Consider the following 14,208-nt stretch of genomic DNA (forward strand, 5'->3'; position numbering starts at 1 on the left):
CGATCGTTATTTTAATGTTCGTTTTAAAAACTCTTTTGTCCGTTCATGTTGAGGGTTTACTAATACCTGTGATGGTGGTCCTTCCTCTACAATTACACCTTTATCCATAAATACGACGCGATCCGCTACTTCTTTGGCAAATTCCATTTCATGTGTAACAATTAACATCGTATTCCCAGCATCCGCTAGTTGACGCATTACCTTCAACACTTCACCGACCATCTCTGGATCCAGTGCTGATGTCGGTTCATCAAACAACATTACATCTGGGCTCATTGACAATGCTCGTGCAATCGCTACACGCTGTTTTTGACCGCCAGATAGTTGTCTTGGCTTCGCATTAACATATTGATCCATACCAACAATTTGCAAATATTTTAAAGCAACTTCCTCTGCTTCTACCTTTGAACGCTTTAATACTTTCATTTGACCAACTGTACAATTTTGTAGCACATTATGGTTGTTGAATAAGTTAAATTGCTGGAATACCATACCTAAATGTGTACGGTATTCTTGGATATTATGCTTTTCGTCTAAAATGTTTTCACCTTTGTAAATAATTTGACCACCACTTGGAGTTTCCAGTAAATTAATGCAGCGTAGTAGTGTTGATTTACCAGAACCGGAAGAACCGATTAAGCAGACAACCTCACCCTTTTCTACTTGGAAATTAACATCCTTTAACACTTGGTTACGTCCAAATGATTTACTTAAATGCTCTATTTTAATAACTGTCATCTGTTCGTCCCCCTATTTTGCTTCTTTCTGTTCTTTTCGGTATGCATCTGGTCCATCTAGTCGTTTTTCAATATACAGTAATATTCTTGATGCTGTGAATGTCATAATGAAATAAAGGACGCAAGCTACAAAGAAGGATTCAAAATAGCGGAAGTTATTACCTGCAATCGATTTTGTTTGGAAGTATAATTCCGTAACCCCAATAACGTTTAATACGGCTGTATCTTTAATATTCATAATTAATTGATTACCTGTTGCAGGCAATATATTTCGTGCAACTTGCGGTAATACAACATGTAGCATAATTTGAAAATGGTTCATACCAATGGCCGATGCGGCCTCGTACTGCCCTTTATCAATGGATACAATACCACCACGTACAATTTCAGCCATATAAGCACCTGTGTTTAATGAAACAACTAAAATACCTGCCGTAATAAAGTGCATATCAATGCCGAATGCCATATCTAACCCGTAAAATACAACCATCGCTTGTACAATCATTGGTGTACCACGGAAAAATTCGACATAGCATGTTAGTATAAAATTAATGAGCTTTAAGCTATAGAACTTTACACCTTTTTTACGATCCTTTATGGTATGCATAATTCCGATGAAAAATCCGATAAGTGCACCAATAATTGTACTACTAATAGAAATAAGTAATGTATAATACGTACCTCGTAAAAACATTTGCCAGTTGTTCTCAACAATAGAAATAATCCATTCAAAACTCATGATGTTCCTCCTAACTACGTCGTGTTGCTTGTTCGTTACAGTATCGTGTCTTTTCTGGAGCCTTTGTTTCTTTTATTTTATGAAACATTTAGCAAAGACATTATTATTATTTTGAGAGATTCTTATTGTATAAATTGTAATGATATGGCACGGACTAATAGATAGCCCGTGCCATCATGTTATTGGGCTGCTGGTTGTTGGTGAATGGCTTCTTCCATAATTTTTTGGCGATCAGCTTCAGAAATACCTTTTAAGACTTCATTTATTTTTTCAAGATCTGCATCGCCTTTACGTAAACCAACTGCAATGGATGTATTTGAAATATCTGTATCGAAGCCCTTTTCAAACTTCACATACGTGAACTTATCATTTGCAGCAGCAGCAGAAATACCTTCTGGACGTTCTGCTACATAGCCGTCAATTTTTCCAGCTTCTAATGCAACACGCATCGCCGGGAAATTATCCATTGCAGTTTGTTTTTTTACATCTTTGATTTGATCGATGACATTGTAGTTCGATGTATTTAATTGTGATGTAATTTTAGCACCAGAAAAATCTTGGATAGAAGCTGCTTTTTCATATTTACTGCCTTTTTTTATGACCATAACAAAATCAGATGTATAGTAGTTTTCAGTGAAATCAACTGTTTGCTTACGCTCTTTAGTAGGTGACATACCAGCAATGATTGCATCAATTTTATTGGATTGTAACGCTGGTACTAAGCCATCCCATTCCAATTTAACGATAACTAATTCTTTTCCTAAGCCCTCAGCGATTTTTTTCGCCATTTGCACATCATAACCACCGGCATATTCTGCATTATCCGCAATTTTTACTGCACCATTTGCATCATCCTGCTGTGTCCAGTTAAACGGAGCATAACCTGCTTCCATCCCAACACGAAATTGGCCACCGCCTTCTTCCGTATTCGTCTTGTTGCCGTCATTACTAGATGACGTCGTAGCCTTTTTGTCACCAGCACCACAAGCTGCTAGCAAAATTACAGTCATGACAGTCAACATTAATACTAACAATTGTCTTTTCATGTAACATTCCCCTTTTCTGTAAAAAAATAAGACAACTGTACCAAAAAAGACCTAAGTACTGAACTTAGGTCTTACTTTTTTTAACAGTTGCCCAAATCCTCACTATAATTCCATCATTTCGAGATAGCACAACCTAGTAAACCTGGAAAATAATTTACTAGGACAGTCCTGCACTTATTCACTGCAGACCCAGTATAAAAGTACGAGCTCCTTTTATACTTCGGCGATAGTTCCTTCTCCATTGCGTCTTCGCTTGCTTGAACTCAACAATGAACTAATAAATACCGCGCCTCTACCTCACAATAATTAAAAGTGAGGTTTGTATATTTAATTGATATTAAGATACTACTATAAAGTTAATAAGTTCGTCAAGATAATTTTATTACTTTTCTGACTAATTACAATATTAGGGTTTTTCATTCCTTTAAATGCCTTTTACTCCTTTGAAAAGGGTGAAAATCATTAAGACTGCCGCTTTGCCGAAAGAGTCTCCGTCGCTATCAATGCTATCCGTCACCTTGGTTCTTCTATCCGTCGATTCAGCTCTGCTATCCATCGCTTCCTCAAAAAAGAAAAAAACCCTGCAAACATTGTTCGCAGGGCTTTATAAACTCAGGAATTAAGAATTTAATAATAAATCTTCTGGGTTTTCAAGTAGTTCTTTAACAGTTTTAAGGAAGCCTACAGAATCTTTACCATCGATAATACGGTGGTCATAAGAAAGTGCTAAGTACATCATTGGGCGAATTTCTACTTCACCATTCACTTCAACTGGACGTTTTTTGATAGTATGCATACCAAGGATACCAGCTTGTGTACCATTCATGATAGGTGTAGACATTAATGAACCGAATACGCCTCCATTTGTAATTGTGAATGAGCCACCTTGAAGATCTGCTAAACCTAATTTCTTGTCGCGTGCTTTTTTCGCTAGGTCTGCAATTGAATCTTCAATTTCAGCAAAGTTTTTGCGGTCAGCGTCACGTACAACTGGTACTACTAAACCTTCTTCTGTTGATACAGCTACACCGATATCAAAGAAGTTGTTTAAGTGAATTTCATCACCAAAGATTTGTGCGTTAACATATGGGTATTTTTTAAGTGCTGCAACTACAGCTTTTGTGAAGAATGACATGAAACCAAGTTTAGAGCCAGTTGACTCGAAGAATTGGTCTTTTTTACGAGAACGTAAAGCCATAACGTTTGTCATATCTACTTCGTTGAATGTAGTTAACATTGCTGTAGATTGTTTTACTTCAAGTAAGCGTTTTGCAATTGTTTGGCGACGACGGCTCATTTTTTCAATTGTTACACGTGACTCATCTACAGCTGCAACTGCTTTAGGTGCTGCTGGAGATGCTTGTGGTGCTGCTACTGGAGCTGTACCATGAGCTGCTACGTCTTGTACACGTACACGGCCTTGTGGATCTACTGGAGATACAGCAGCAAGGTCAATACCTTTTTCGCGAGCTAGTTTACGAGCTGCAGGAGATGCGATTACACGCTCACCAGTAGTTTCTTCTACAACTGGAGCTGCTGCAACAGGAGCAGGTGCCGCTTGTGGCGCTGTTGGAGCTGGAGCTGCTGCAACTGGTGCCGCTGGAGCAGGTGCTGCACCTTCGCCAGCTTCTACTACTGCGATGACTTGACCAACAAGTACCGTATCGCCTTCTTCAGCTAAAATTTGAGTTAAAACTCCCGCTTCTTCAGAAATGATTTCAGCGTTTACTTTGTCTGTTTCAAGTTCAACGATGAATTCACCTTTTTCAACGCGATCGCCCACTTTTTTTACCCATTGTGCGATACTACCTTCTGTAATCGATTCTGCTAATTCAGGGACTTTAATTTCAGCCACTTTCATTTCCTCCTTTAATTAACGTGCATTATGCACATAAAAGGGCTACTGCCTTAGCAAGTAGCCCGGCTCTCAAAAATTAATATGTTATTATTATTTAACCTTTACAGGCTCAGCAACTGCTTCTTCTACAAGTGCGGCTTGAGCTGCTTTATGAGAATCTGCATCACCTTCAGAAGTCGAGCTCATTGCAGGACGGCCTACATAACGTAGCTTTTTACCTTCTGAAAGGTCGTGTAATGTTTCTAACGCATAATTCCAAGAACCTTGGTTTTTAGGTTCTTCTTGTACCCAAACGATTTCTTTTACATTAGGATACTTAGCAATAATACCAGCAACTTGCTCTTTTGGGAATGGGTAAAGTTGTTCTACACGAGTAATGTGTAGGTGATCGAAGCCTTCACCGTCTTTAATACGGTCTGCAATGTCGATCATGACTTTACCTGAACCTAAAACAATGCGCTCTACAGCTTCTGGTTTTGAACCAAGGCCTGGTTGCTCAATTACTTCTTGGAATGAACCATTTGCTAATTGATCAGCATTCGCTGCAGCTAATGGGTGACGAAGTAAGTACTTAGGTGATACAACCACAAGTGGACGAACGCCTTCTGTACCTAATAATGCTGCTTGACGACGTAATAAGTGGTAGTAGTTACCTGCGTTTGAGCAGTTTGCTACGAACCAGTTATTTTCAGCTGACATTTGTAAGAAACGTTCCATACGGCTTGAAGAGTGTTCTGGACCTTGACCTTCATAACCATGTGGTAAAAGAATGACTAAACCAGATTTTTGACCCCATTTAGCACGTGCACCTGAAATAAAGTTATCGAACATAACTTGTGCCATGTTAGCGAAGTCACCAAATTGTGCTTCCCAAACTGATAGTACATGGTCATTTTCTATATTGTAACCATATTCAAAGCCCACTACCCCTGCTTCTGTCAGTGGAGAGTTGTGTACTGTAAATGATGCATTTGCACCTGAAATATGGTGAAGTGGCGTGAATAATTTACCATTGTTTTTGTCATGTAACACTAAGTGACGTTGAGAGAACGTACCACGTTGTGCATCTTGACCTGTAAAACGTACTGGTGTGCCATCTTGAATAATTGTTGCATAAGCTAGAGTTTCTGCATGACCCCAGTCAATTTTTGCAGAAGCAAATGCATCACGGCGTTTTTCTAAAATTTTACCAAGTTTTTTCTGTGGTTCAAAGTTATCTTCAAACACTAAAAGCTCTTCGTTAATTTTTCCTAGACGTTCCGCACCAACTGCTGTATCAATTTGTGGGAATTCTACTTTTAATTCTTCAGGCATTTCTATATGCTTGTGTTCATCTTTATCTGCCATTTCTTTCACATGATCATAAGCTGCTTGCATTTCTGCATAGATAGCTTGATCTAATGCTGCAACTTCATCAGCAGAAACTACACCCTCAGCTGCTAATTGAGCACCGTATATAGCACGAACTGGCTCATGATTAGAAACTAATTTATATGTTTCAGGGTTTGTTACAGTTGGATCATCAGTTTCATTGTGACCATGACGACGGTAACCGATTAGGTCAACGATGATATCTTTACCGAATTTTTGACGGTAGCTAGCTGCGAAACGACCTACTAGTGCTACAGACTCAGGGCTATCTGCATTCACATGCACAACTGGTACTTCGTAACCTTTTGCAGGGTCAGAAGAGTAAACAGATGAGCGAGAATCTTGTAGTTCAGTTGTAAATCCAATCATGTTGTTAGCAATGATGTGGACTGTACCACCAGTAGTGAACCCTTCAGTTTTTGCGAAGTTTAATACTTCTGTTACGATACCTTGACCTGGAAACGCAGCGTCACCGTGCACAAGAATACCTAATCCTTTTGTGCGGTTATGAACAGCTTGCCCTGGTTTAGAAGTGTCATCTTGTGCTGCACGAGCAGTACCTAAAACAACCGGATTTCCTACTTCTAAGTGAGATGGGTTGTAAGCAAGCTTAACATTAAGACCAGATTCACGCATATATGAAGCACCCATGTGGTACTTAACATCGCCAGTCCAACCTTTAGTAATTTCAAGGCGACCATTTTCTGGCATAAATAACTCATTTGATACGTGTGCAAAGTCAGAGAACATCATATCGTATGGTTTATTTAAAATGTGTGTTAATACATTTAAACGACCACGGTGAGCCATACCAATACGTACTTTTTCTACGTTATTTGCTTCAGCTGTTTTTAAAATTTCATCAAATAGAATAATTTGAGTATCTAAACCTTCACCAGAGAAACGCTTTTGACCTACAAACGTTTTATGAATAAACTTCTCGAAGTTTTCAACACGAGTTAAACGATCTAATAAAGCTTTTTTCTCATTAGAAGCTAATGCTTGTTTGAATGAACCTGTTTCAATTTGTGCTTGAATCCAATCACGTTCTTCTGTTGCTACTACGTGATTATATTCAAATGCTACTTTATCTGTATAAACAGATTTTAAGTAATCGATTGCATCTTTACCATTTTTCACGTTTGCTGGCACATCTTTGAAGAAGATAGCTGCAGGAATTTCAGCTAAATCTGCAGCGCTAAGGTTGAACGCGCTTTCTTCAATTTGAGCTGTTTGTAGTTCGCGGTTTTTCAAAGGGTAAATATCTGCCGCTAAATGACCGTTTGTACGGATCGCATCTGCTAATTTCACAGCTGCTAACACTTTCTTGTAATCGCCAGCAGGAGCTGCTGCTGTATTACTAGCTACAGCCACTTCACCTTCTACTACTACTACTGGTGCACCAAATTGTTGGAATAATAATACTAACTCCGGTTCTACTTCTTCAGGAGACTGTAAGAATAAGTCGTATTGCTCCATCACATATCCTAGGTTAGGACCAGAGAAAGCTGACCATGGAGAACTTACAGTTGTAACGTTGTTCGACATGAAAAATGACCTCCAAATTTTGCCTTTCGGCAGTTCCATTAATTAAATTACAATTAATTATATAATATTTTTCCGTTCTTTTAAAGGATGTTTGACATCTTATCCATTATTTAAAGAACGTTTTTTCCATCTCAATCTTACTACTCTTCACAAAAAATACAACTCTTTTTAGCAAATTAAGCAATTTTTCTCCCAAAGGATGAAATAATTAAATAAAGCATGTATTTTTCTCAATATTTCAGCGGGAATTTCAGCAAGAAAACGGTTCCAACATTTTTAATACTCTTGACTTCCACAGAACAATTGTATTTTTCAAGTAACATTTTTGTAATACTAAGCCCTAAGCCTGTACCGCCTATTTGACGATTTCTTGCCTCATCAACTCGATAAAAGCGATCGAAAATGTATGGAATGTTTTCTTCCGCTATACCAATGCCATTATCTTCTATCTTAACTGACACTTCCTGTTCTATGACAGATAGTGAAATTTGAATCTCAGGAATTTTTTCACAATAACGAATTGCATTTTCTATTATATTACGAACGATTTGGCTAAGTGCATTTTCTGTTATAAATAATCGTCCTATTTCTTCATCTTTCGACAGCAATATTCGAGCATCCGGATGAAGGAGTCTTGTGTCCTCTATAACCGCTTCTATAACAGCTACTGCATCAGCCTCACTTTGGATGTCCTTTTCTTCACGTCGTGCAAGTTCTAGTAATTCTTCGATCATTTTACGAATCCGTGCAATTTCAGTTAATGAAGTTTCAATAGATTCCTCTAAAATTTCTGGATCATCTTTCCCCCATCTTTTCAAAAGGGACAGATGTCCTTCAATTGCTTGGATAGGCGTCCGTAACTCATGAGAAGCATCTGCAACAAATTGTTGCTGCTTTGTAAATGATATTTGCAATTCATTCATCATCGCATTGTACATTTTCAATAAATCACCAATCTCATCATGAGACGTGTAAGTTAATTGAATTGGTTCATTAAATCCTTTATCCATAACGGTTTTCATGGATGAACGTAACTCTCGTAATGGTTTCATTAAATAATTGGCAAGATAATAGCCAATAGATGCTGATAACAATAATGCTCCTATGCCTGCTATTAGCATTGTCGTCAATAAATAATGCATCAATGACTGGAACTTTGATAATGGATGAATCACCTGAATATATCCTTGAAAGAAACCAAGTTGAATTGGTTCATTAATGACTAAGACATCTTTTTTATCAATCGTCATATCAACAATTTCCCCCATTGAGGTTAGAGGTGCAGCCTGAGAGGTATTATTAATACGAAGAATCTGAACGCCATCTGAATTAAACATTCTAATCGTTTGATCACGATCAGCAATAGAATCTATAAGACCTTTATTTTGCTTAATTTCCTGAATAGTAAGATTCGGTCCCTGTGACTCTAAAAAATATACTAAATCATCGCTTGTTCGTTTGATTTTACTTGCTTCGTCATTTGATAACCATGTATGAAGTGAAATATATACGACAATACAAATAATTGTATAGCTAAAAAAAATAACAGCACTAGATGTTAGCATCCATTTTCTTTGTAATGACTGATTGACTAAATAACCTTTCCATTTTTTCATTCACGCATCACGTACCCAACCCCACGAACGGTTTCGATATAGGCATTCATATCACCCGGTAGTTTATTTCGCAAATGCCGAATATATACATCTACGACATTAGTCTCTATATCCGTATCATACCCCCAAACAGAGGTTAAAATTAGCTCTCGTGTACAAACTTTATTTTTATGCTCTATCAATAATTTTAATAAATCATATTCTGTTTTCGTTAAATCAAGCTTTTTCTCTTGAACAAATACTTCATAGGCCGCTACATCCATTTCGATATCACGAAAATGTAATGAACTCCCAATTTTTTCATCAGGTGTCACCCGACGTATTATTGTACGAATTCTAGCTAATAGTTCTTCAATAGCGAATGGTTTTACTATGTAGTCATCTGCGCCAGCATCTAAGCCAGCTACACGATCCATTACAGCATCTCGGGCCGTTAACAATATAATAGGAACCTTTGACTGCGTGCGTATTCGACGACAAATTTCAATTCCATTTATCCCCGGAAGCATGACATCTAATAACAGTACATCAAAATTATCAGATGAAGCTAGCTCTAGTCCTTCTCGTCCATCAAATGCGACGAATACATCGTAACCTTCATGCTTTAATTCTAGCTCCACGAAACGAGCAATATGCTTCTCATCTTCCACTAAGAGTAACTTTTTAGGCATTTCTTCACCTTCTATTCTAAAATAACTATGAGGGGTTTCCTCTTTAATACTGTTATAGCATAACATCAAACAAAAAGTCTGTACCACAAGTAACTACTTGTTTGTACAGACTTTTTTAACTTCTTTTAGTAGCAAAAACGAAGCGGACGAGACATAATTGCTTAGGCGTCAGCAATATAGAGATTATTTTTTCCAATTTCCTTTGCCTTATATAAAGCTTGATCTGCTAATTCTAGCAATTCATTTAGTGTGTGACCGTGATCCGGATAATAAGCGATACCAATGGAAGCAGTTGGAGCAAAGTAATGACTTTCAATTGTCCAACCCTTTTTTAGTTCATTCCGAATGCGATTAATAATATCCATTATTTGTGTATGTCTCGTCTCATCATTCCGAGTTAAACCTGTTAGGACGACAACAAATTCATCGCCACCCATTCGTATAACTAAATCATGGTTACGTACAGCCGTAATTAAAACTTGGCCAAACATTCGGATAAAGTCATCCCCCGTGTCATGGCCGTACCGATCATTAACTCGCTTAAAGTCATCCCCATCGATATAAAGCATAGCTAAACACTCATTCCGTTCTTGCGCTTCTACCAATAGTTTCGGAGACTCCTTTTGTAAAAAACGACGATTTGGTAGTTGTGTTAACGTATCGTGATAAGCTAAATATAATAAATCATTCTCTCGTTCCTTACGATGCGTTATTTCACGGGATACCATCATAATTTGTGAAACTTTTTCGCGTTCAGGATCATGAACAACTGTTACGTTTCCTTCAGTCCAAACAGGCGTGCCGTCCTTCGCCCTCAACAGTAGCTCAAACTGCGTTTCCGTTTGGCCTGAATAATTATTTAAAAATGTTTGCCAAGACTTCTTACTTTGTTCATCAACAATGTTACTATAAAACTGACCTTGTAATTCTACATTTTCGTAGCCTAAGAAAATCTCATAGGAAGGCGAGGCATAAATAATGATGCCATCTTCGTTTGTAATGACGATCAAATCATTTGTATTTTCTGTAATAAGACGGAATGTGCGTTCAATATTTTTCAATTCCGTTAACATTCTTTTCTTGTCCGTAATATCATAGTTAATGGATAAATATTGTTCTGTCTCCCCGAATTCATTCTTTAATGGAACTATAGATGCTTCTACCCAAAAATCAGCATGGAATTTTGTACGGTAGCATAGCTCGCCTCGCCAAATATCCCCCGCTTTTAGCGTTGTTTTAATTAATTGTAATAAGTCTTCTGCATTGTAACGAGGCTCTATTAATTTATAAGGCTGACCTATTAGCTCTTCTGCCGTGAAGCCAGTCGCATTTAAAAACAAATCATTAATTTCTAGTATATTAGCATTACTATCCAAAACAGCAATGGAAGCTGCTGAATTTAGAGCAGCTTTAAAAACCTCTAAACCATGAGATTTTGAGCGTAACTCTGCTTTTTGTTCAGTGAATTGTGTGCAATCCTGCATGAGAAGAAAAATAGCAAATGAATTATCCCATTGCATAACCGGAGATAGTGAAACTAAATACATACGCTCTTTTTTATCCAGTGTATGAAGTTTGATGAATTTTTCGCCAATATTTTCGCCCATAGCTGCTCTTTGTAAATAGCTCTGGATTTTCCCTACTTCATCTTTAGGAACAATTGGTAGATCGACGAATAATTGCTGTTTAACCGTTTCTGTATCTAATTCAAAGTCTTCCGTGAAGCTGGAGTTCACCTCATAGATAGACCCTTCAGCTGATAAGATGACCGTAGAAAAAGAAGCATGGTCAAACATTGAACGAAGAAATAAAAACTTATCTTCGATACTATGATCATAGAGAATTTCTTTTGTTATGGCTAAAACATAGTCTTCATTATTATGTTTAATCGGTCTAACAGATGTCTCATATTTACGAACTTCTGATTTATAAAAGGCATAATCCACATAATCAACTTGACTATGCTTTGTAATCGCTTGATTGTAGTTTTCTTGAATTATAGAAAAATTTTTCCGACTTGAGGTAAGGGTAGAAAGCATTTTTCCAATCGCCTCATGTGATAACAAAGCTCGAGCTGCTTTATTTAAGCGAATATATTGATAATCGTCTCCCACTTTTTTCATTAAAAAGACAAAATCTTTGCCAATAAACAATTCATTAAATAAATCTTCGCTTAAAAGATATTCCATGCTGTCACCCCTATAAGTCGTTAATATTAATATAAAATTTTTAAATAGCTTTTGTATATACAAAAAAATCAATACTACTATTATAACATAATTTAAAAGAATCACCTTTCTCGAATCGAAATAAATTTATCCTTTTAAGGTTATTTTTTGATATTTTACCTCTTTCGATGAAATAACATAATTCTAAAGAAACACTTTTCAAGTATTTCTACTCTTAAAAATGATATTTTAGACTTAATGATCCCCGAAATTATATAAAACAATTTTTAACTATTTATGCAATTTTTTATTTTTCAGAATTTACCGACTAATAAACTTATTTTTTGTTTTAGCAAGGAAAATGATTGCATAAAGCAGTATGATTGTTATATTATATTAAAAAAACTAGCCTTTTTTCGGTATGGTCGAAAAATCAGTAAGACAGCGGGAGATTATGGATATCATAGTTTTAACGTCTAGTTCTTTGGGTTTTAATTCCAGTACGAATTTTAGTTTTCTTCTTTATGTTTTAAAGGAATTGTTTTAACTACCCTAGTAAAGGAGGCGTTTCGTATGCTTAAACATCGAGACCTACATGAATGTACTGAGCTCTATGAGCTGTTATCACACCCTTCTGTTCTCCCTTTTGTCCGTCAAAAAGCTACATCAGCTGATGAATATTGGTTTATGACAAAACAACTGATTGAAGAAGAAGCGAAGGGACTCGCTATTTCAAGGACAATTACTGATGATTGGGGTCAACCAATCGGCACCATTAGCATTCATGATGTCGAGGATGGTGCAGGCTTTTTAGGAACGTGGATTGGACTCCCTTATCAAGGGCAAGGTTATAACCAAAAGGCGAAAATGCTTTTTTTGAATGAACTTTTTTTTGACTATAACTTCCATACGGTATTTCTCCGTATTCGTGTTGAAAATATAAAATCACAGCGTGCAGCCTTAAAGCTACCCTATATTATGAGTGCGAATGAAAGTCACCCAACATTATTAACACAGGTTAATAGCGGTGAGGCGCAATTTAATTTATATAAAATTCCAAAAGACTTGTTCTATCTTACAACAGCCAATCAATTGGCAGAGGGCGAAGAACAAGCGATGTAATCTACTATGGATTTTCATAAAAAAAGCTATGTGTTCAGTCTTGATGACATGCACATAGCTTTTTTCTGTTTTTGCTAATATTAATTGCTGTATTGTGCTTAAGTACAAATTTTGCAATAGGCACTGACTACCAAATTTACTTTTTATAGTGTAAAATCAATTTCGCCATTTCTTCTGGCGTCTTCGGTCTTTGAGTTTTCTCCATTATTGCAACCATTTCTGCTTTACGCTCTGTTAACACATGAACCGATTTTTTAAAGGATTCCTTTGTTAACTCTTCCTCTTGCAATACTTCCGCGTAACCCTGTCTTTTAAATAAGTTGGCATTTAATATTTGGTCACCACGACTTTTTTGTGCAGATAATGGTACTAATAACATCGGTTTATGAAGTGCTAAAAATTCAAAAATCGAATTGGAGCCAGCACGTGAGACGATAAAGTTTGCCGCATGTAATAAATCCGGTAATTCTGTTGTCACATATTCAAACTGCTTGTAACCAGGCGTAGATTCTAATGATTTGTCGTAATTTCCTTTACCACATAAATGAATGATCTGAAACTGTTTTACAAGCTCCGGTATATTTTGACGGAGCGCGTCGTTCAAGACAACTGAGCCTAGACTCCCACCCATCACAAGAAGAACAGGTTTTAATGTTGTAAAGCCACATAATGATAACCCTTTTGCTCGATCTCCCATAAATAACTCTTGGCGAATAATGGAGCCTGTGCAAGTTGCCTTTTCTTTCGGTAAGTGCTGCAAGGTTTCTTCAAAAATCGTAAAAATGTGTGATGCAAATGGTAGCGCAATTTTATTGGCCAAGCCAGGTGTAACATCTGATTCATGAATGACTACAGGAACACCAGCAAGTTTTGCAGCCATGACAACGGGTACAGAAACAAAGCCACCCTTTGAAAAAATCACTTGGGGTTTCACTTTTTTGATAATACGAAAAGCCTGCATAATTCCAGCAAGCACTTTAAAAGGATCTGTAAAATTTTTCATCGAGAAATAACGACGCAATTTCCCACTTGAAATACCGTAAAACGGAACACTTGGAAACGCCTCGCCTATTAATTCTTTTTCAATGCCCTCGTCTGAGCCAATATAGTGGACATCATAACCTAGCTCTTGTAAAGACGGGAGTATCGCTTGATTGAGCGATACATGACCAGCTGTCCCTCCACCGGTTAAAATGATTGTTTGTTGTTTCACATTAATTCTCCTATTCCATCAATTAGGCATTAGCATAATTGCGTCCGGAATCGACTTTGTACTTAGGCCTGCAGATGTTGTTTGCGCAAAAGCGTGCTAACGCAGCGACAGCAACGGAT

General features: G+C 37.1%; 10 protein-coding genes and 1 riboswitch. Of the genes, 1 reads left to right on the forward strand and 9 read right to left on the reverse strand.

All coding sequences use genetic code 11. The features are described 5' to 3' along the window. Positions 1–6: 6 nt before the first annotated feature. From ACIPKN_RS03195 to ACIPKN_RS03230, 8 genes are all read right to left on the reverse strand, one after another. On the reverse strand, positions 7–738 hold the full coding sequence (locus ACIPKN_RS03195) for an amino acid ABC transporter ATP-binding protein (RefSeq protein ID WP_400933332.1): 732 nt from the start codon (positions 736–738) through the stop codon (positions 7–9). A gap of 12 nt (positions 739–750) precedes the next feature. Further along, on the reverse strand, positions 751–1,476 hold the full coding sequence (locus tag ACIPKN_RS03200; protein WP_400933334.1) for an amino acid ABC transporter permease: 726 nt from the start codon (positions 1,474–1,476) through the stop codon (positions 751–753). 179 nt (positions 1,477–1,655) lie between these two features. Beyond that, entirely contained in the window at positions 1,656–2,522 is an 867-nt protein-coding gene (locus ACIPKN_RS03205) for a transporter substrate-binding domain-containing protein (RefSeq protein WP_400933336.1), read from the reverse strand. A gap of 116 nt (positions 2,523–2,638) precedes the next feature. Then, positions 2,639–2,825, reverse strand: a riboswitch (Lysine riboswitch). Between the two features lie 316 nt (positions 2,826–3,141). Then, positions 3,142–4,377, reverse strand: coding sequence for a 2-oxoglutarate dehydrogenase complex dihydrolipoyllysine-residue succinyltransferase (gene odhB / locus ACIPKN_RS03210; protein WP_400933338.1), 1,236 nt, complete (start codon positions 4,375–4,377; stop codon positions 3,142–3,144). A gap of 93 nt (positions 4,378–4,470) precedes the next feature. Continuing rightward, complete coding sequence (locus ACIPKN_RS03215) at positions 4,471–7,299, reverse strand: 2-oxoglutarate dehydrogenase E1 component (RefSeq protein WP_400933340.1); 2,829 nt, start codon at positions 7,297–7,299, stop codon at positions 4,471–4,473. Between the two features lie 230 nt (positions 7,300–7,529). Beyond that, on the reverse strand, positions 7,530–8,915 hold the full coding sequence (locus tag ACIPKN_RS03220; RefSeq protein ID WP_400933342.1) for a sensor histidine kinase: 1,386 nt from the start codon (positions 8,913–8,915) through the stop codon (positions 7,530–7,532). After that, on the reverse strand, positions 8,912–9,586 hold the full coding sequence (locus tag ACIPKN_RS03225; RefSeq protein WP_400933344.1) for a response regulator transcription factor: 675 nt from the start codon (positions 9,584–9,586) through the stop codon (positions 8,912–8,914). The genes ACIPKN_RS03220 and ACIPKN_RS03225 overlap by 4 nt, the downstream gene beginning before the upstream one ends. Positions 9,587–9,747: 161 nt before the next feature. Beyond that, positions 9,748–11,775: a diguanylate cyclase domain-containing protein gene (locus ACIPKN_RS03230; RefSeq protein WP_400933346.1), complete on the reverse strand. Its 2,028-nt coding sequence runs from the start codon at positions 11,773–11,775 to the stop codon at positions 9,748–9,750. Between the two features lie 552 nt (positions 11,776–12,327). Between ACIPKN_RS03230 and ACIPKN_RS03235 the strand changes: the two genes are divergently transcribed. Continuing rightward, positions 12,328–12,876: a GNAT family N-acetyltransferase gene (locus ACIPKN_RS03235; RefSeq protein WP_142508034.1), complete on the forward strand. Its 549-nt coding sequence runs from the start codon at positions 12,328–12,330 to the stop codon at positions 12,874–12,876. A 136-nt stretch (positions 12,877–13,012) separates the two neighbouring features. Here the strand turns inward: ACIPKN_RS03235 and ACIPKN_RS03240 are convergent, their stop codons facing one another. Beyond that, positions 13,013–14,089, reverse strand: coding sequence for an undecaprenyldiphospho-muramoylpentapeptide beta-N-acetylglucosaminyltransferase (locus tag ACIPKN_RS03240; protein WP_400933349.1), 1,077 nt, complete (start codon positions 14,087–14,089; stop codon positions 13,013–13,015). Positions 14,090–14,208: the final 119 nt, after the last annotated feature.

It is taken from the genome of Lysinibacillus sp. NPDC086135 (assembly GCF_044746345.1).
In the GTDB taxonomy this organism is placed as follows: domain Bacteria; phylum Bacillota; class Bacilli; order Bacillales_A; family Planococcaceae; genus Lysinibacillus.